Raw genomic sequence first — 19697 nt, 5'->3', positions numbered from 1 at the left:
ATGACCAATGACTGATGACCAATCACTATAACCACTATTTTTTAGGGGAGAGTAACATCATCATGTTGCGACCTTCCCGCTTAGGTGCTTGCTGGACTTCTGCCAATTCTTGTAAATCCTTAGCCATGCGCTCGAGTAGTGCCTGGGCTAAATTACTATGTTGGATTTCCCGACCTCGGAAGGTAATGGTAGCTTTGACTTTATCGCCAGATTTGAGGAAGCGCTCCGCTTGATTGACCCGCACATTGTAGTCATGGTCTTCTATTTTGTAGCGCATCTTCACTTCTTTGACATCAGCCGTGTGCTGCTTCTTCTTTGCTTCACGGGCTTTCTTCTCTTGTTCAAATTTGTACTTGCCATAGTCCATGATGCGACACACTGGCGGATCTGCCTTGTCACTAACCAGGACAAGATCTAACTCCTTTTCCTCAGCGATCCGCAGGGCATCTTGAGGTGTGATTATACCCAGCTGTGCCCCATCGGTATCAATGGCTCTAATCTTGGGAAACCTGATTCTTTCGTTAATTTGGGGTAGATCGCGTTGGCGTCTTCTATTATCACTCACAGGCGTTTGTTTATTTTCTTAAGTGGATTAATCAAAAAATCGACTTACTACATACACTTGCCATTTTACTGATTCCTTTCTTGTTTCTGTTCAATTATTAACATCACTTAGGAAACCAAGGCCTATGGAATAGTTATAACTTACTCCATAGGCTGATAGGGAAGGCATAATGGACTCAAGTGGCGCGTGTAAATATTTTTGAAGTTGAGGCAGGTTGTGACCAAATCTTTGCATTGGCAGCAACGAGTTGGTAGTCAAAGGGATTGGGTCTGGCGTGGTTGGCCGATCCGTTATACCTATTTTCGCCCACCCCAACCCCTAACTGTCCAGCCTACAACACCAGTTATTCTGCTTCATGGGTTTGGTGCTTCGGTCGGGCATTGGCGTAATAACCTAGACGTAATCGGTCAACATCATACCGTTTATGCTTTAGATCTGCTGGGTTTTGGGGCATCCCGGAAAGCTGCGGTTGACTATAGCATTGACCTTTGGGTAGCTCAGGTTTATGAATTTTGGCAAACTTTTATCCAAAAACCGGTAGTGTTAGTAGGTAACTCCATTGGTTCGCTAGTTGGTCTAGGAGCAGCAGCGACCCATCCAGAGATGGTTAAAGGTCTGGTGATGATTAATTTACCAGATTTCCAAGCCCGAGAAGAAGCGATTCCTAGTTGGCTTGGACCGATAGTCTCAACTGTTGAGAGTCTAGTGGCATCACCAGTGCTACTCAAAACCATATTTTATCTGGTCAGACGTCCATCGGTTGTTCGTAAGTGGGCAGGGTTAGCTTATGCTAATCCAGAGGCAGTTACAGATGATTTGGTAGAAATTCTGAGTGTCCCTGCCACCGATCCTGGAGCTGCGGCGACCTTTAGTAGACTTTTGAGAGGGATGACCGCTCCTAACTTTAGTCTACCGGTCAAATCCCTATTACCTACATTAGATATTCCTATGCTATTGATGTGGGGACTAGAAGACCGGATGATTCCCCCCATCTTAGCTCGCAAGTTTGTTAAACTCAATCCTAATTTAGAGCTATTGGAGTTAGATCATGCTGGTCACTGTCCCCACGATGAATGTCCGGAACAGGTGAATCGGATCCTGTTAGAGTGGCTAGGAGCTAAGGTTTGACTATACCCAAAATTGGTATTAGCCGACGCTCACTTGATCGGTGTCAACATCCGTGCAACCATCCACACCGGAGGCAACACTAACCATCTTATCTAGAACCTCCTGGGTAGCTACTTCTCCTTTTAGAACAACTTTACCGCCAGTTTGAGCAACCCAAAGCCTCTCCTCGTCATCGAGATCGTTGTCTTGGTCAAAGGCCCAAACAACTCGCTTGGCAAGGCCACTTTGGTCGTATTCTCCGTTTAACCCCACTCGCTCTGGGGGAATGTCATTTCCTGCTGGTGCCTCTGGTGAAGGGGTACTAGCTAAGGCAGCTTCGTCTGGGCTTCCAAATCCAAAAATCCGCTTTAAAAAACCCATAAATCTTTGGTTTCACTCCAATCAGTTTTTAACGATTTTTATCTTACCGAGGAATTTTCCAATTAGCTGCCTAGTTTTAGAAAAAATATATCTTTAGATACAGCAGACTGTTACTAGAGTTATTAGTTACTCAAAACCTGGATAAAATGGTAGTTGGTTTGTAAGCAGTCAGCAGTCAGCAGTCAGCAGTCAGCTTTATGACACAGGCCACAAGTCCTTTGACTTCACTGCAGCATTATTCCAATGCTTACCGATTTTATTCAAAAGCTGTTAGGTGTAGCTTGCCCTATGCTCATGGATCACATCAAGTAGCGTGGCACAGGCTTCTAGCCTGTGACTCATTAGCTGAACGCGCACGCGTGCGCGTAGCGCTTTAGCTGATAGCTGATAGCTGTTCGCGCAGCGTGCGCGTAGCGCATATACTTACGTTGGTTTACCGTTGACCGTTGACGCTTAGCTTCAAGAAACTTAACAGTTAACCCTTACTCCTCCCTTATCCCCCCTTAAACAAGGGGCTAGTCAACACTTAAGAGTCAACAGTCTTAGTTACCAATCAATTACTTTGATAGCAATTTAGGCAACACAGGCCCCCACCACTCCCAAGTCAACTCCCAAGTCAAACTATGAAACATACCCTTTCCGTTTTAGTTGAAGATGAAGCGGGTGTTCTAACTCGCATTGCTGGTTTATTTGCCCGTAGAGGCTTCAATATCGAAAGTCTTGCGGTTGGACCGACTGAGCAGGTTGGTATATCTCGAATTACTATGGTAGTACCTGGAGATGACAGCAGCATTGAGCAGCTGACTAAGCAACTCTATAAGCTAATTAATGTCCTAAAAGTACAAGATATTACCTCAATTCCCTGTGTCGAAAGGGAGTTGATGCTGCTAAAGGTTAACACTACTAGTTCCACCCGCTCGGAGATTCTTGAATTAGCCGAGGTGTATCGTGCCCATGTCGTAGATACATCTGAGGATTCACTAACTCTAGAAGTTGTGGGAGACCCTGGAAAAATGGTAGCACTGACCCAAATGCTGAATAAGTTTGGTATCCGTGAAATTGCCCGGACTGGCAAAATCGCCCTAACCCGAGAATCGGGAGTCAATACTGAATATCTCAAGTCTTTGGAGGCAACAGTTTAATTAGTCATTAGTTAAGTTATTGGTGGTTAGTCATTGGTTCGGATCTTTTTCCTGCAAGCCTTTATGATATGAACCCACAGGAATTGCGATCGCAAATTCTGTTCCGTTACCCGGATTAGAGGTACATAGGATTTGACCACCATGCTGTTCAACAACGATTTTCTTGCAGATATCTAGCCCTAAGCCAGTTCCCTTGTCGATGGATTTGGTGGTGAAGAATGGTTCAAATATCTTCTGTTTGACCTCTTCTGTCATTCCCGGACCATTATCGATAATTCTGATCACGACCTGTCCACCAGAACTGTCCCCTTGATCACCATCGCTGCCTATAAATTCTGTCCGAATGGTGATCTTAGGGGGGGCTGGTGCCTTTTGCTTTACACCTTGCGGGCTATAGTCAGAAGACTGAGGGGAAACTGGAACAAATAACCTGTTAACCTGTGACTCTTCGAGAGCATCAATGGCATTGCACAGCAGGTTCATCAACACTTGGTTGATTGAACCAGAATAGCACTCCACTAAAGGGAGTTTTCCATAGTCCTTGGTCACGGTAATCCCGGGATTCTTTCCTTTGGGCTTTAAGCGGTTATGGAGGATAGTAAGGGTACTATCAATCCCTTCATGAATATTCACGGGCTGCTTTTCATAGGTATCCTGTCTGGAAAAGTGGCGCACTGACTGCACAATCTGTTGCAAGCGTTCTGCACCTAATCCCATAGATGATAGGGCTTTGGGAAAATCTTCGATCAGGAAATCTAGGTCAATGGCATCAGCGTACTGTTGAATTTCGGCTGCAGGCTGGGGATAGTGTTTGGCATATAATCCCAACAGTCTTAATAAATCCTCGCCATAGTCCCTTGCTGGAGTGACATTTCCACAGATAAAGTTAAGTGGATTGTTGATTTCGTGAACAACACCCGCGCATAACTGTCCTAAGGTGGACATTTTTTCACTTTGCTTTAAGTGCTCTTGAGCGAGTTCCAGCTTCTTTAAGACATTCTCCAGTTCTTGGCTTTGGGCTTCTAATTTGGCTTGTGCTGTTTGTAACGCTGCTTCAGTTAATTTTTGTTTAGTAATATCTTGTACTAAACCTTCGTAGTATAGAATGTAACCAGTAGGATCACGCACTGCCCAAGCACTTTCGCAAATCCAAATTAGGGTGCCGTCTTGGCGATAGACCTGGGATTCAAAATCCTCTACCAAACCCTTTGAGTGCAGTAGGTCAAGGAATTGGTAGCGTCGCTGGGGATCTTTGTGAAGGTACTGCCCAACACCAGTTACATGACTCAGAAATTGGGTCGGTGATTCATAGCCATATAGTCTAGCGAGTGATGGGTTACAGGCTATATAGTAACCATCAGGCGTAATTTTAAATATACCATCAGTCGAGTTTTCAAATAGAGATCGATATCTCTGTTGGACTGCTAAGAGAGATTCTTCCACTCTTTTACGGTCAGTTATTGGCTCAGCTAGTGTCTGATTGGTAGGTTGCCAACTAGTTTTCCACTTGGTGAAGTTTTTGTGAACCGTTGGATTAGGTTTTACCCCCTTGCCAGAGCTAGGGGGTAAAGTTCCGCGACTTATTAACATAGATTGTTGCCTCACCTTTTTCCCTCACGACCATGACTATTGAGCATTGCAGCTGCCTCTTGAAGGATGGGTTTCCGGTACAGACTATAGTATTTGCTGTTGGGGAATTGTGCCATCCCTGAGCAGTTTTTTACAAAACTATTAACTAAACTGCTCGGAATTTAAATAAATTTAACATACATCTCCCCTTGACAAACGTCAAATTAAGAAGGTTTTTTTCCCAAGTCGCGCACTGCAGTCAAATATTGTCCTAGAAAAGGTAAGCCACCAATGGCTGGAAGTAGGTAGCGGGAAGTACACAGTAACCCTAAGGCGGCAGCGGTAGCAGCCGGGAAATAGGGTTGGTAGAAGAAAATTAGCGCAGCGTCACGGGTGCCAACACCAGCAAAGGTGAGTGGTAACAATCCTACTAGAATAGCTAGGGGAGACAGAGCGAGATTCGTTAAAAAGGGTGTCCAGGCGTTGAGGGCGAGGATAAATAACCAAATTTGCAATAAGTGTAAGAACCAGATAAAAATTGAAGTTAGGGTAATTTTCAATAACTGCTTGGGGTCATGCCAGAAGTAGCTGTGCATTTCCCCCCAAGACATTTGCATTTTTTCTAGCTTTGAGCGGAATTTTTTTGGGGCAATTTTTTTGGTCACTAAGAAAAATAAATGGGCAAATTGGCGGGAGCTGAGGAGGAATAGCCCTAGAATTAAGCCGAAAATTATCCCAGCGGTCATCAACCAAAAAAAGCCACTTTTGCCAGGATAAAGTAATAAACCAAAGACACACCATAGCAATAGAGACAGCATGTCACAAGCTTTTTCAAAAATCACGATGGCTAACGACAAGCTCCCACCTAAATTACCCCGCTGCTTCATAAAGTAGGCTTTAGCAATATCTCCCATTTTGGAGGGCAAGACCATATTCAGGGTACTGGCAGCTAAAATCAGGCGATTGGCTTCCCAAAATCGGAGTTGGGAACCTGTCGGCATTAGTTGTTGCAGTCGCCAAGCCGTGAACAGGGTGATCGGAATCACCATGCCCAGACTAATCCCCATCCACATGCGATCGCATTCTTTAAATACAGCGATCAGTTGGGGAAAGTCAATTTTGGTATAAATTACCCCTAGGATGACTAGGCTGATGGCAATGGAGATGAGTCGTTTCATGGATTAGCAGCAAAAGGCAACAGGCAAAAGGCAACAGGCAAAAGGCAACAGGCAAAAGGCAACAGGCAAAAGGCAAAAGGCAAGCTAGCAACAGGCAACAGGCAACTTTCAACCTTGGCCAAAAGGCCACGCGTGCGCGTTCAACCTTCCCTAGGGGAACACTCAAGGCGAACAACATCTGATGCTAACCAAAAACTTTAGTGAGAATTTCAACAGTGGGGTCAACTTCTAGCCACACCGTAGCCGATACTTTTTAGCTACCAAAATCTACCAAAGTAGACTTTAGCCCGCCAATGCAAGCTGATTTTTCAGCCAGGGTGTATCTACCAAAGCTCTCAGGAATATCCCGCGAGCGCCATTGATGTCACGATCCATTACTTGACCATCAATTTTCGATTTAATAGTCTTGCTGCCGCCAATGTTAACTATCTCGCCCGTCCAACTAACCGTTTTGCTGGTATAAGCTTCGCAGACATCAACAACAATCTTTCCGGTCTCAGATGCTTTTTGTTTTAGAAACTCTTTGAACCGATAATGGGCAAAAGAAAGCATATTGCGAACCGTTTTAGATCTAAGTTTTCGGTTGCGCTTCTTGGACATCTGAGACGTCTCAAAGGTAGGGAGCAATATTACATCAAAGTTGTCAACCAGGAATCTAGCCGCCTTGTGATGTAGTTCATTTACTAAGCTCTGAATCCTGATCACCATCCTTCTGGCGGCTTTTCTCATTCTGTATTTTTGTTTTCCCTTAGCCTTACTGATCTTTGAAATCAGATTATCTAAGTGTTGACATAGACGCTGAATCCCAGAAAAGTCACCATGTCCTATTTTGCCAACGGAAGTCTGGCTAAAAAATGTCAAAAAAGTTCTAACACCAGGGTCTAACGCTACAACCCTACCTTGGTTTTCGGTTTTAATGTGGGCTGTTTTGTAAGGGACTACTAGGTAATATTTACCGTTGGTGCTAGTCAATCTACAATCACAAATGTTGTCAGGAAGTGTCTCAGCAAAGGTCAATGCACCTAACTTTGTGTGGTAAATTCCTTTGACAGAAACAGCCGATTTAGGAATGTAGCAAGACTGAACAGGATTTTTCCTAGAACGGAATCGAACCCGATTAATTTGTCTAGTCTTTTTGTACTTTTTCTTGGCATACCTAACGGCGGTGCAAGCATCCTTAATCGCTATAGACTTGATTTGATAAGGTACTGCTTTGCACCAGTCAGGAAGGTCATTTAAGATATCAGTTTTAATGGCTTTCCAGTTTGCCTTGATTTCGCCATTCTCTAGGATTTTGACGGTTTTATTGAAGACATAACGGGACACTCCAAACCAGTGGCGGACAATTGCACGCTGTTCATAGTTTAGGAACACTCTTATCTTCTTTGATTTTTGCTCCGTATTTTCGAAGTTTGTGTACTCGACAAGAGAAGACGTGAATGATGGAGAGAAGATCTGCTGTGAGTTCTGCTTCTCGACAACTTTCAGGGTTGTCGAGAACCAAGAGTTTTCCACCGTTGAGACTGACCAAGTACTCAAAAAGTTCAAACCCAAATCGGGTGAGTCGGTCTCTACAGGCAACAACAAGTGTGAGTTGATCGCCGCGCATAAGTCGCTCCAGTATGGCTTTAAGACCAAATCTTTTGTAGTTGAGTCCTGAACCGATGTCAAAGATGATTTCCGCTTCGGGGAACAGAGAGTGCATATATGCGACAAGTCTGGCGAGGTCGTCAAATTGTTTGCTGCTGCTGACCCGGCAATAACAGATGGTAGCTGACTGTCTTGACTGTTTTCGACCTTGACTGAGCCAGCTTTCTGTATCGAAAAACCTTGTTCCGCTTGGCGTTCGCTCACATTTGATTGTGCCATTATCTGCATACTTCCTCAGAGTGTTCCTTGAGAGTCCCGTAAGTTCGACCGCCTTAGCTCGGGTACGAGTGCCATTCCTTTAATCTACCAAAATATTCAATATTTTGGTAGATTAAAGGATATTTTTAATAACTGTTACAAAACCCTTAATTCTGCCGCTTTTGAGAAGTTGGCGAACTCGTTGGACACAAATACCTAAAAGATAAGCTGCTTGAGTGGTGCCAATGGTGGTTATCTCTTGTGCTGCCATGTCTTTGCCTTTTAATCTAGCGCTATTGTTTTTTCATGATTTAAATCTAACACAGTTTTTTTAAATAGCGCTAGTGTTTTCAAGCAAATGTTACATAATTTAATAATTTGGTTTATTAAAGCGCTATAGCTTTGTGAGCAAGTAATGCAGCAGTTAGGGAAAATTAAATAGCGCTATAGTTTTGTAAAACTTCAATACACAGTATTTGACCACTGAGGCACTCAAAAATATTTTCCACGTTACCTAATTTTAAAAACGCTGCTCGAACTTCAACCATTCATAATCATCCAAGGTTTGCACCTCATCACTTAGGTCAACCCAGGGTTGTAATTGACCTGCTTGAAAAGTACGACTCATGACCACATAAATCGATGTCTGGTCTCCACCAATTCCGACACTTTGTACCGATTTCCAAGACTTAGCTTGTAATTCATCAATTACTAACCATCGCTCACCTTGCCAATAAAAATATCTGCGAAAGCAGAAGGGAGCGTCTTTTTTACCAGTAATTAATAATTTCTGTAATAATTTCCGAATTAAATTGGGAAAGAAGCGTCCTACCGTTAACATCACTCCCCGCAGAATTAGTAAATTCATTGGATTCATTTGCTTCTGTTTAGCCCATCCCAAGTTTCCCTCAATCAGAATTTCATCCTCACTGACTTTAACTTGATAGTCATCGATCAGATGGCCAACGGCATTTTTGAATTTACCTCTTTCTTTTACGAGTAGGGAAAAATGGGTATCTGAAGCAATTAATTGATTGTCTCGAAATATCTTAAAAACGCCTCCTTTATTCAAAGCTAAATAAAGCTCTGTACCTCGACGGCGGTCAATTAGGATGTTGGCGTCTTTCAACCATACGCGACCACTGGGACGGGGAGTTGCTTTGGGTCGGTTGCTGACAAAATCCCGCCAAGATAGGAGATAATTCCAGGTATGGTGACCAATAATGTGATCATCGGCATAACAGGGAGCAAGACCATTAGCTAATCCCACCAAGAAGCGGTCATTAATCTCTAGGGCTTCTGGAAACCAGCGTCCTACTAATTCAAAGCCATGGGGAAAAAAGTTGTAAGTGTTACGGCTAGTGTATTCTCCCCCATAAGAACCATCGGGATGGATGAATTGTGCGGCTAATTCGACAGCTTTGATCAGAGCTTCTTTTAGGCGTGGGTCTAGTCTCAATAGATAAATCCTGGCTAGACAGGAAATCGTTAAGGTGTGGTAGCCTGGGTCGCAGCCTTCGTATTCTATAAACCAGCCTTCGGGACTTTGCCAGGATAATACTTGCTCTAGCCTTTGCGATCGCGCTCTATCCCATTGATTGGTATGCAACAGTTCCGATAGCAGGTCTAAACATAAGACAATCAAGGCTTGGTGGTTGCTCAGCTGTCCACTTTCCATGTGATGGGCTAGCCAATCTGCCCGTTTTTCAAAGAATTGTAAGGCAATGGGGTTATGGAGTCCCATGGCTTTGTAACTTTCGATGCTAGCCAATAAAGAAAAGGCGGCGGCTCCAGCAGCACGCTCATAGGGGAAATAATCATCACAGGAGCCATCGGGATGGGAACTGGATGCAGCAAAAAGTATTCCTGCTTCGACCCAATCGAGAATTACTGGTTGCTGGTAGAACGGGTTATCTGGGAAATCGGTATGATAGGCTAGTGCTAGAGGCCAGACAAATTCCTGTGCCATCCCACTAGGGAAATCAATGATTTTATAGTGCCAGAAATTACGGTCGAAGCAGCCGTAGGTCGGACTGTGGGGATTGCGGTCTAGGAGGGTAAGGATTTTAGGGATTTGGTTTAGGGCTTGACGGGCGAATAGGTCTCTGGTCATTATTTACCAAAAGTCTTGGGTAATCGCGCCCCGTCATTCTAGGACGGCTTTTATTTTAGACTTTGTATTGAAAGTTTGCACCTTGTGTGCTACTCTAAAAGTATAAGCAATAGACTTTTGTAGCAGCTAGATACTATCTAAACATAAGTAGGCAACGTAAAAAATATGTAGAGCTTACATATTGCGTAATTGGGTCTAACGACTTAAATGTCTATGAAAAATTTAGATAAAAAAGTATATAGTTAAAGCGATGCAGCGCGGTCTTGGGGGTTTCCCCCATGAGCGACTGCATCAAGACATAGATTTTGAAAAGGTACGGTGGGGCACACCGAAACCTAGGTCAAAGACCAAATACGCTTGTGGAGAGGAGACCTCTATTTTTCCTGGCTCCGGCCTGGTTAAACAAGTCACCCCGTTGAAGCAAGAATCCCCGTCCTTCCAGGGCGGGGAGTGTCAATGCTGAGTGCGTTAGTCCGAGAGTCCGAGAGTGATTAATTCTTTAGTGCCGAAAGTAGTCTTAAGAGTTCCCCACTATAGCAAGTAGTCTTAAGAGCGTCCCACTATCAGAATAGAACTATTCTTGATTCAAGAAACTATTGGCAAATTCTTCTCCTTCTCCCCCCTCATCACGGTTTTCCCGCTGTTGATGATTTCCGGTGGATGGCCAATGGGGAGTGCGATTGGAGTCAACATCCAATCGGCGTAGTCGCAGTTGGATGTCTTCTAGAAGTTGACGATTGACTGCCATTAGGTCTGCCACTAAGCCAAATATCCACAGTTGAAAGCCCATTAGAATCAGAATAGCAGCTAAAACTAAGCTGGGTACGTGAGCTTTGGGAGTACCAGCGAAGTATAGGATTAACCAACGAATCCCCAGTAAGGTTCCTAAAGTAAATGGAATTGTCCCCAAGGTGATAAAGAATCTCAGGGGATTGTAGGTCATGGAGATTCGCAGGATAGTGATTAGCGATCGCTTAACATAGGCACTGATACTCTTTACTAAACGGGAGGGACGTAAATAGCGATTGGTACGGATTGGGACAGAGGTAATAGCGATGCCTTTTTGTCCAGCTTGAATGATAGTTTCTAGGGTGTAGGTGTATTCATTAAAGACATTTAGCTTTAAGGCGGCTTCTCGGCTAAAGGCTCGGAATCCACTGGGAGCATCAATGATATTAGTATTGCTAGCAATTCGGACTACCCAACTACCGAATTTTTGTAGACACTTTTTAATGGGGGAGAAGTGCTTAATCTTCTGAATCGGTCGCGCCCCGATCACTATTTCGGCTCGACCTGATATAATAGGTTCTATGAGTTTGGGAATGTCATCAGCGCAGTACTGATTATCCGCATCGGTATTGACAATAATGTCCGCATCAGCTTTTAAGCAAGCTTCGATTCCTGCCATGAAAGCTTTGGCTAGTCCCTGATTGTGTTTAAAATTGACAATGTGGTCTACGCCATAGGAGCGGGCTACGTCTACGGTGCGGTCTGTACTGCCATCATTGATAATTAGCCACTCAACGGTATCTACACCCCTCAGTTGACGGGGAAGCACCGAAAGGGTAATCCCTAGGCTATTTTCTTCGTTGTAGCAGGGGATTTGAATAATTAGTTTCGTCATCGATGGTGACGGGCTTTGCTTCAAGAATGGGAAAAACTCTGGTGCCTTTGATTATCGCAGACGCAGGGAAAAGAGTTTTGGTTTCTCGATTATCGTAGGTTATTGGGGGATTATAACAGTTTTTAATTGGGAGTCAAGGGAATCAAGGGGGTAGGGAGTAGGGAGTAGGGAGTAGGGAAGTGTGGGCAGAAGCAGTTGTTTTTTAACAGATTTGTGATAAAATGATTTTATTTTTATTGTAGCGCTATAGTTAAATTAAATTTAGCGATTGGCCTACTGCGACACTAAGCGATCGCAAAACTGCTGATATGAGGGGGGTATGACAACCGGATTTAGTATAATTATTAAATTCGCCACGGGTCGCACCTAAAAGATACATGCTGTTTTGGACGCGACCTTAGACGTATTTATAAGGGCTTAAGCTTCCAGAAAATCATTCGTAGGATCAATTTGGAAGTTTATCTTCCCTGAGAGCATTGGCATCAAAGCCTTATAGAGTAAGTTTTTCAGGGCTCATGTCACCCCCTCAGATAATTTCTCCTATCCACTCTATTAAACCCACAAGAGAATCCATAACTTCAGAAGTGACTTCACCAGCATCTTCTATTATTAATTCAATTGTCTCACCTAGGAGTTTAGATCCTATTTCAGTAAAATTTTCAATAAAATGATTTTCCTTAGCCAAGAAATCGGCAATACCATTCTCTAAAGTTAGATTATCTTGTTCAACACTAAACATATCCTTATTTTCCCAAACAATATCCAAGAATGTTTTCTTTGTATAACGCCTAGCAATAGACAAACCAATTTTTTTAAATTTTTTGCGTAACTTATTATCAAGATTACTTACACCTTTTTTAAAGTCATCATTCTTACTTATATCTACAACTGCTTTAGCAATTTCAGGATCTTCCAGGAGTGTAGCGACAACTTTTGCTTGAAGTTTATGATTACCCTTCAAATTTTTTATTAGATTCTTCACTTCTGGATAATTTTGCATTATATTTAGTATTACAGTAGTTCCTGCAATACCTAAAGCTGCGGCCTCAGTCAAAGTTTCATCTTTGCTCAACCGGTTGTGGTACTCTTGTTTATGATTGTTTTTGTTTGTATAAGCATTTAGAGACCGCTGCCACGTTAATACATTCATAATTCAACCTACCCATTTATAGTCCTTAGAGCTGATTCGTAAACTCGCTGTAATCTTTGTAGGATAAGGCTTGCGCTAGAATAGAACATTTGAACTATTTAATACCCAAAAGACAATCATAGCAAGGCTTTCAGACTTATTAAGATTTCCTTTATAAATCAGCTCTTAATTACATATCTGCTGAATTTGGAGTTTTTATGCTAAGCAGGTACACAAAATTAATTACACATTCCAAAAAAACTAAAACCCTTACAATGTAAGGGTTACAGAGATTGCGAGTAGGTCATTAATTCTGCGATCGGTGTTTGAGGGTAAACACATATAATTTTGTATAAATAGTAACAGACAAAAGTTTCATTAACTCATTTTTTTTTAAACTCGAATAAATTCCATCCTAAAGAAGTTTTTTTGTTCAAAGTCGGATTTGCGTACGCAACCAGAATTTAGAGTACTCTCAAATCCACCAAGGATAACACGGCTAATAATTGAGCAATGTTTTAGGCTTATTGATAATTAACAGGGTGATTCTAGATTTTTGATACTATTGTTTACTTTTTAACTGTAAATTATGATACAAATTTAGATGCGTTTACCCTAGTAGGTGCTTAGAATTTCAAGCCTAAGGGGGTGGCAACAAAGCTAGTAAAATGTCACCACTATATTCAAGGGTGGGTTTGATTTAGTTTTGTACTTCTGTTAGGGCTGCTTGGCATATAGAGGAGGGTAAACGCATCTAATTTTTTTATTTCTACATATAGTGTTTATTGAATTGCATGAAAACTATATATAGAAAGTATATTCTCAATAAGGACAACAAGACCGGGTTTATTGAGAAATACCCCCGGTTACCCAACAAGATGGGCTTACCCTGCTACTTATCGGCTTTTACTATAGCGCTAGACTCAATCAAAATTAAGCGATTGGCCTACGGCCACGCTACGCGATGAAGCGAAGCTTCCGCTAAAAGCGATCGCATTACTAATCATTAGCTTCCCAGTTATCGGATTTTACTCTAGCGCGCTATATTTGATCACAATGAATTGATGCCAACACACTGATCCCAAAACAATCATGCTATGTAGACTTTGGTTGAGAGCCAGACACCACAGGGGCGCTAGAATTCAAATCCAAATCTGGATGGTCTCCTGCGACTTGCTGTAAATTCCACTGATTCTTAAACAATAGCACTGGACGTCCCCAATTATCTTTGACTGTCACAGTATTAAACAAACGCCCAGCTTTTTCCAAGGCTTCCCAGCCACCGGCTACCCAACGAGCCACACTATAGGGCAACATATCCAACCTAGTCTCTACGCCATACTCATTTCTGAGGCGAAACTGGACTACTTCAAATTGCAACTGTCCCACTGCTGCCAGAATTGGGTCCCGCTTCGACTCATCAACGGAGTACATAATTTGCACAGCCCCTTCTTCCCGCAATTCCTTGACTCCTTTCTGGAACTGCTTGAACTTAGACGGGTTAGGATTCTTCAAATAAGCAAACAACTCTGGGGAAAAACAAGGAATCCCTTCATACTCCAACTTCTTACCGTTGTAAATCGTATCTCCAATGGCAAACACCCCAGGATTATTCAAACCAATCACATCCCCGGCATAGGCAACATCAATTGATTCTCGGTCTTGAGCAAACAGCTTTTGGGGTCTTGACAAACGGACAGTTTTACCAGTACGAGCATGGCTGACAGTCATATCCTTTTCAAACTTACCGGTACACACCCGCACAAAGGCCACCCTATCCCGATGCTTGGGGTCCATATTCGCTTGCAGCTTGAACACAAACCCACTAAAGTCTGGATAAGTTGGAGGAATATCGCCCACTGTGGATTTGCGAGATTCTGGTTTCAGCGCATAGTCCAAAAAAGCATCTAGAAACAGCTGCACCCCAAAATTAGTCATGGCACTGCCAAAGAACACAGGGGTCATTTGACCGGAGTGAATCAGCTCTAAATCCAGCTCTGGACCAACACCATCGAGAATTTCTAACTCTTCCTTTAGTTGATAATATAAGTCTTGTTCTAGGAGCTGTTCAATCTGGGGGTCTCCCAAATCTACTACCGTATTCTTCGCCTCCCGGGACCCGTGAGCGGTGCGTTCAAACAAGTGAATTTGTTGTCTGCGGCGGTCAAACACTCCTTTAAAGCGATCGCCCATGCCAATCGGCCAGTTTACCCCATAGGTTTGTAAGCCCAGCTCTTGTTCAATCTCATCGAGGAGTTCTAGGGGTTCTCGTGCGGGACGGTCAAGCTTATTGACAAAGGTAAATATAGGAAGCGATCGCATTTTGCACACTTCAAACAATTTGCGGGTTTGGGGCTCTAGACCCTTTGCCGCATCAATCAGCATCACCGCATTATCAGCTGCTGCCAGAGTGCGATAGGTATCCTCACTGAAATCTTGGTGTCCGGGTGTGTCGAGTAAATTAATCTGACAATCGAGATAGGCAAACTGCAACACCGTGGAGGTAATCGAAATTCCCCGTTGTTGCTCCATTTCCATCCAGTCCGAGGTTGCCTTGCGCTGAGCTCGCCGTGCCTTCACTGCTCCGGCTTCGTGAATTGCTCCACCATAGAGTAACAATTTTTCTGTCAATGTGGTTTTACCCGCGTCCGGGTGGGAAATAATCGCAAAGTTACGGCGGTGTTCAACAGCGTTGAGCAATTCTGCTTCAAGTTCAGTGGACATCCAAAAAGACTAGATAGGGGACTTTCGCTTAATTCTTACATAACTCTCTATATATTATAGCGTTTTTGATAGTAATGACCTACACAGGTTTGTTTCAGCTATTAGCCCTATTCCCTACTTCCTACCTGAGAGGGATATATTTTTTACTTCATGGTCAAACCTGGGACTTCAGCTTAGGATATCAACCGGAAAACAACGAATATAATGATTATTTTTAACTACCAATAGGTATATTTCTCTATGGCCCACACGACCCACCCGGTCACTACACAGTCACCTCTTTCTTAAAGACCTAACCAGCAAGCCAATTTCCCTATTCCTGTTTTTCCATTTCCTTTTCCCTACTTCTGCCATAAGTCTAGTAATTAAACTCATCAATGTCGTGATATCATCCCTAATTTTTGACGGAATTTACGACCTATAGTATAGCGTTATAAACGCTAAAATACTGGTAAGTAAAAATTCAATATTTTATCTAAATTAAGGAGTTAAGCTATGGTGTATGACCAAAAAAATAACATCAACTATGACCCAGACAAGCGCAAGCTGTTATCAGCATTATGTCACGGATCAATTTTCATTAGTGTCTCATTTATATCCGTGTTAATTCCCCTGGCTATATTGTTAATCTCCGATGATCAAGTAGTCAAAGATAATGCCAAAGAGTCCCTTAATTTTCACTTCAATGTCTGGCTATATGAGCTAATTTTTGGGGCTTTGACTTTTATCCTGATTGGTTGGCTTTTCCTGCCTCTGTTATTTATTTTAAGTTTGGTACTGCCGATTATGGCAATTCTCAAGATTCTTGGGGATCCCAATGCATCCTACCGCTACCCATTTATTTTCCGTGTGCTTTAAACTAGCGCTAGGGTTTGCTGTAACCTGAAGGGGTGACTGGGTGTGGGGTGAGCGGGTGTAGGGTTTGGGAAAACTGAAGAAAATCCTGGGATCGAAGTGTGAAATGTAACGAAATGCAAAGTATAATGAGAATAATACCCCTAAGCGAAAAATTTACAGTATTACCATCACATGCGAGTTGCGATCGCTGGAGCCGGACTAGCAGGGCTTTCCTGTGCTAAATATCTAATAGACGCTGGTCACACCCCAATTGTCCTAGAACGACGAAATGTTTTAGGCGGTAAAGTGGCAGCCTGGAAAGATCAAGATGGAGACTGGTATGAAACTGGTCTTCATATATTTTTTGGTGCCTATCCCAATATGCTGCAGCTAATTAAAGAACTCGGTATTGAAGACCGGTTGCAGTGGAAAGAGCACACCATGATCTTTAATCAGCCAAATCAACCCGGAACTTACTCCCGGTTTGACTTCCCGGATATACCAGCTCCTGTCAATGGGATTGTGGCAATTCTGCGCAATAACGACATGCTGACCTGGCCCGAGAAGATTCGCTTTGGGATAGGGTTGATTCCGGCAATGCTTCAAGGGCAAAAGTATGTCGAACAAATGGACAAATACTCCTTCTCAGAATGGCTGAAAAAACAGAACGTACCACCGCGAGTAGAGAAGGAAGTCTTCATCGCCATGTCTAAGGCACTAAACTTTATTGGGCCTGATGAAATTTCGTCCACTGTAATCCTAACTGCTCTCAACCGCTTCCTACAGGAAAAGAACGGTTCCAAGATGGCATTCTTAGATGGTTCTCCCACCGAGCGGCTTTGCCAACCTATTGTTGATTATATCACACAGGGGGGTGGAGAAGTACGTTTGAATGCCCCAGTTAAAGAATTTTTACTCAATTCAGACAACAGTGTCAGTGGGTTCTTGATCCGGGGATTGAATGGAGCGCCCGATCAAGTTCTCACAGCGGATGCTTATGTATCAGCTATGCCGGTAGACCCTTTGAAGCTGATGATCCCCAAACCTTGGGGTGAAATGGAATTTTTCAAACAGCTGGATGGGCTAGAGGGGGTACCGGTAATTAACCTGCAAATGTGGTTTGACCGCAAACTGACGGATATTGACCATCTGTTATTTTCTCGCTCACCCCTGCTTAGTGTCTATGCTGACATGAGCAATACCTGCAAGGAGTACGCCAATCCCGACCGCTCAATGTTGGAATTGGTCTTAGCACCTGCTAAAAATTGGATTGGCAAATCCGATCTCGAAATTGTGAATGCCACCCTAGCCGAACTGGAGAAACTGTTCCCCAACCATTTTGGTACTGATAACTCAGCTCAACTGCTAAAATACCACGTGGTTAAGACTCCCCGTTCGGTATATAAAGCAACCCCAGGACGCCAGAACCACCGTCCGTCCCAAGAAACACCCATTGCCAATTTCTTCCTAAGCGGGGATTACACTATGCAACGTTACCTAGCAAGTATGGAAGGAGCCGTACTTTCTGGTAAGCTGACATCGCAGGCAATAAATAACAACAGCACTAGGCTTTCACAAACCAGCGCTCAACCACTAGCCGGCAATCAGAAAACAGAGATTGACACCCCGTTAGTCTCTTCACCCATGCCAAGGGCGAGTAATGAGGGCTGAAGGATGAAAGTTGAAAGCTTCCAATCTCCAACGTTGCTAAGAATGCTCCAACTGCCCAAATCTCAGCCCATGAGAAACCTGGCCTCCCGGTCAAAATCCTACGAATTATGCCGCCAGATTACGGCGAAGTACTCTAAGACGTTTTATCTTGGCACCCTACTAATGCCAGAAGCAAAACGTCGAGCCATCTGGGCACTATACGTCTGGTGCAGACGAACTGATGAACTTGTCGATGGTCCCCAGGCGGCTTTAACCACCCCTGAAACCCTAGATCAGTGGGAAGAACATCTGGAATCTATTTTTGCGGGACATCCCATCGATGACTATGATGTGGCTTTGGTCGATACCCTAGAACGCTTCCCGATGGATATTCAACCCTTTCGGGATATGATTGCCGGTCAGCAGATGGATCTCTACCGTAGTCGCTATGAAACCTTTGATGAACTGAATCTTTACTGTTATCGGGTGGCGGGTACGGTGGGGTTAATGTCTAGTGCGGTACTGGGGGTTGACAACTCCACTAGTAAAGCACCCTGGGATCAGCAAACAAACTCCTATAATCCGGTGGGAGAAGCGATCGCATTAGGAATTGCCAATCAGCTAACTAACATCCTCCGAGATATTGGAGAGGATGCTAGACGAGGTCGTATTTACATACCCTTAGAAGATCTACAAAGGTTTAATTACACTGAGGATGATTTATTCAAAGGTGTGGTTGATGACCGTTGGCAGGAACTGATGCGTTTCCAAATTCAACGGGCAAGGGATTACTATACCAAAGCAGAAAGAGGTATTAGAGCCCTAAGCAGTGACGCCCGTTGGCCAGTTTGGTCTGCGTTGATGCTCTATCAGAAAATTCTCAATGTGATTGAACACAACCATTACGATGTATTTAGCCAAAGAGCCTATGTACCCAAACTCCGTAAGATGTTATCCTTACCGACAGCCTGGCTGAGGGCACAAGTTCTTTGACATCTCCCCCGGCTGAAGCACGGGGGATTCTATAAGGATGTTACGCAGGAGCGGTTTTCCCGTCCTGCTTCACCCCTATTTCGATATGATCTAGACAAGGATTTGAATAAATCGTATCTATGTGGGAGTGTCAATGCTCCTCTAGCCACCTTAGTCAGGTCGAATGACTGTGTGGTTACTTTTCTGAGAATGTTGGCAGCACCGTTACAGTCGGCGTTGATCAACTTCCCGGAAACAGTCCTGTACAGACCGCGTCTAACTCGTTTACCGGATGGCTTCCAACCTACGGGTTTTGCACCGTGATTCGGTAAGGAATCTCTATCTAAGAAAGACGCTTTACTGGTGTAAGACTCTTCAGTGATTATTAAGTTGATGCCATACTCAAAAGCTAGTTGCTTGAGTCTTTCAATCAACCGTTTAGTGGGGATAACTACAAACTTTTGATTCCCCTGTTTTCCCATGTTGGAATGGCTTTTTTGTCCTTCGTTCCAACCGATAACTAAATTTCCTATTTCATCATTCAGGCAGCGATTAATGATAAATCTTGCTGCTTTATTGACTGCGTCTCGCATCTGGTTGTTGCGCTTTAACTGAATTCTGTCTAAATTAGAATCCCAGTATTTTTCTGATTTACCAGATTTATGCTTAGCCACCAGGCGACAATAGCCTTGATTCATGGCTTTGAGCTTTTTCCCATCAATGATAAAGCTCTTGCCCCGGGTTGAGACACAAGTTAGCCAGTTGTCGCCACCATGGTCTATGCCTATGGCTTGGGAGTAATCAATATTGGGATTGGTGGACAATAAGTTTTTCCCGTCGTGAATAACCCAATTAATC

At 43.4% G+C, this 19697-nt stretch carries 19 protein-coding genes; 7 read left to right on the top strand and 12 right to left on the bottom strand.

All coding sequences use genetic code 11. The features are described 5' to 3' along the window. Nucleotides 1–34 precede the first annotated feature (34 nt). Nucleotides 35–565, bottom strand: a complete 531-nt coding sequence (gene infC, locus F6K52_RS10265; protein WP_008188853.1) for a translation initiation factor IF-3 — start codon at nucleotides 563–565, stop codon at nucleotides 35–37. 216 nt (nucleotides 566–781) lie between these two features. Between infC and F6K52_RS10260 the strand changes: the two genes are divergently transcribed. Next, a complete protein-coding gene (locus tag F6K52_RS10260) occupies nucleotides 782–1693 on the top strand; it encodes an alpha/beta fold hydrolase (protein WP_293077032.1) in 912 nt (303 codons plus the stop codon). A gap of 18 nt (nucleotides 1694–1711) precedes the next feature. Here the strand turns inward: F6K52_RS10260 and F6K52_RS10255 are convergent, their stop codons facing one another. After that, nucleotides 1712–2053, bottom strand: a complete 342-nt coding sequence (locus F6K52_RS10255) for a BON domain-containing protein (protein WP_293077030.1) — start codon at nucleotides 2051–2053, stop codon at nucleotides 1712–1714. 623 nt (nucleotides 2054–2676) lie between these two features. Here F6K52_RS10255 and ilvN point away from each other — a divergent pair. After that, entirely contained in the window at nucleotides 2677–3195 is a 519-nt protein-coding gene (gene ilvN / locus F6K52_RS10250; RefSeq protein ID WP_293077028.1) for an acetolactate synthase small subunit, read from the top strand. A gap of 30 nt (nucleotides 3196–3225) precedes the next feature. Here the strand turns inward: ilvN and F6K52_RS10245 are convergent, their stop codons facing one another. The 6 genes from F6K52_RS10245 to F6K52_RS10220 form a co-directional block, all read right to left on the bottom strand. Next, nucleotides 3226–4785 carry an ATP-binding protein gene (locus F6K52_RS10245; protein WP_293077026.1) on the bottom strand — a complete coding sequence of 520 codons (1560 nt, stop codon included), beginning with the start codon at nucleotides 4783–4785 and terminating at the stop codon, nucleotides 3226–3228. A 203-nt stretch (nucleotides 4786–4988) separates the two neighbouring features. After that, complete coding sequence (locus F6K52_RS10240; RefSeq protein ID WP_293077024.1) at nucleotides 4989–5942, bottom strand: lysylphosphatidylglycerol synthase transmembrane domain-containing protein; 954 nt, start codon at nucleotides 5940–5942, stop codon at nucleotides 4989–4991. 282 nt (nucleotides 5943–6224) lie between these two features. Next, nucleotides 6225–7316 (bottom strand): transposase, encoded by a 1092-nt coding sequence (locus tag F6K52_RS10235; protein ID WP_293077045.1) that lies wholly within the window; start codon nucleotides 7314–7316, stop codon nucleotides 6225–6227. After that, entirely contained in the window at nucleotides 7300–7830 is a 531-nt protein-coding gene (locus F6K52_RS10230; protein WP_293077043.1) for an IS607 family transposase, read from the bottom strand. The genes F6K52_RS10235 and F6K52_RS10230 overlap by 17 nt, the downstream gene beginning before the upstream one ends. 93 nt (nucleotides 7831–7923) lie before the next feature. Further along, complete coding sequence (locus F6K52_RS10225; RefSeq protein ID WP_293077022.1) at nucleotides 7924–8061, bottom strand: hypothetical protein; 138 nt, start codon at nucleotides 8059–8061, stop codon at nucleotides 7924–7926. 249 nt (nucleotides 8062–8310) lie between these two features. Continuing rightward, nucleotides 8311–9903 (bottom strand): hypothetical protein, encoded by a 1593-nt coding sequence (locus F6K52_RS10220; RefSeq protein WP_293077020.1) that lies wholly within the window; start codon nucleotides 9901–9903, stop codon nucleotides 8311–8313. Between the two features lie 250 nt (nucleotides 9904–10153). Here F6K52_RS10220 and F6K52_RS10215 point away from each other — a divergent pair, with 250 nt between their 5' ends. Beyond that, nucleotides 10154–10366, top strand: a complete 213-nt coding sequence (locus F6K52_RS10215) for a hypothetical protein (RefSeq protein ID WP_293077018.1) — start codon at nucleotides 10154–10156, stop codon at nucleotides 10364–10366. Nucleotides 10367–10477: 111 nt separating this feature from the next. Here F6K52_RS10215 and F6K52_RS10210 read toward each other — a convergent pair whose 3' ends face one another. The 3 genes from F6K52_RS10210 to prfC all read right to left on the bottom strand — a co-directional run bounded on the left by F6K52_RS10210 (nucleotide 10478) and on the right by prfC (nucleotide 15380). Beyond that, on the bottom strand, nucleotides 10478–11527 hold the full coding sequence (locus tag F6K52_RS10210) for a glycosyltransferase family 2 protein (RefSeq protein WP_293077015.1): 1050 nt from the start codon (nucleotides 11525–11527) through the stop codon (nucleotides 10478–10480). Nucleotides 11528–12053: 526 nt separating this feature from the next. Continuing rightward, nucleotides 12054–12677, bottom strand: a complete 624-nt coding sequence (locus F6K52_RS10205; RefSeq protein ID WP_293077013.1) for a hypothetical protein — start codon at nucleotides 12675–12677, stop codon at nucleotides 12054–12056. A gap of 1074 nt (nucleotides 12678–13751) precedes the next feature. Beyond that, a complete protein-coding gene (gene prfC, locus F6K52_RS10200) occupies nucleotides 13752–15380 on the bottom strand; it encodes a peptide chain release factor 3 (RefSeq protein ID WP_293077011.1) in 1629 nt (542 codons plus the stop codon). A 74-nt stretch (nucleotides 15381–15454) separates the two neighbouring features. On the opposite strand from prfC, the gene F6K52_RS10195 reads away from it, so the two are divergent. The 4 genes from F6K52_RS10195 to crtB all read left to right on the top strand — a co-directional run bounded on the left by F6K52_RS10195 (nucleotide 15455) and on the right by crtB (nucleotide 18860). Next, the gene (locus tag F6K52_RS10195) at nucleotides 15455–15598 is read left to right on the top strand and encodes a hypothetical protein (RefSeq protein ID WP_293077009.1); all 144 of its coding nucleotides are present in this window, start codon (nucleotides 15455–15457) and stop codon (nucleotides 15596–15598) included. A gap of 277 nt (nucleotides 15599–15875) precedes the next feature. Then, the gene (locus F6K52_RS10190) at nucleotides 15876–16238 is read left to right on the top strand and encodes a DUF4870 domain-containing protein (RefSeq protein WP_293077007.1); all 363 of its coding nucleotides are present in this window, start codon (nucleotides 15876–15878) and stop codon (nucleotides 16236–16238) included. A 171-nt stretch (nucleotides 16239–16409) separates the two neighbouring features. Then, nucleotides 16410–17888: a 15-cis-phytoene desaturase gene (pds, locus tag F6K52_RS10185; RefSeq protein ID WP_293077005.1), complete on the top strand. Its 1479-nt coding sequence runs from the start codon at nucleotides 16410–16412 to the stop codon at nucleotides 17886–17888. A gap of 42 nt (nucleotides 17889–17930) precedes the next feature. Then, nucleotides 17931–18860 carry a 15-cis-phytoene synthase CrtB gene (crtB, locus tag F6K52_RS10180; RefSeq protein WP_293077041.1) on the top strand — a complete coding sequence of 310 codons (930 nt, stop codon included), beginning with the start codon at nucleotides 17931–17933 and terminating at the stop codon, nucleotides 18858–18860. Nucleotides 18861–18889: 29 nt separating this feature from the next. On the opposite strand, the gene F6K52_RS10175 is transcribed toward crtB, so the two are convergent. Next, on the bottom strand, nucleotides 18890–19697 hold an 808-nt coding region (locus F6K52_RS10175; protein WP_293077003.1), incomplete at its 5' end, for a transposase.

This window comes from Moorena sp. SIO3H5, assembly GCF_010692395.1.
Classification (GTDB): domain Bacteria; phylum Cyanobacteriota; class Cyanobacteriia; order Cyanobacteriales; family Coleofasciculaceae; genus Moorena.
Note: the sequence above shows the minus strand (reverse complement) of the source record. Positions and strands in the feature narration are given on the sequence as shown.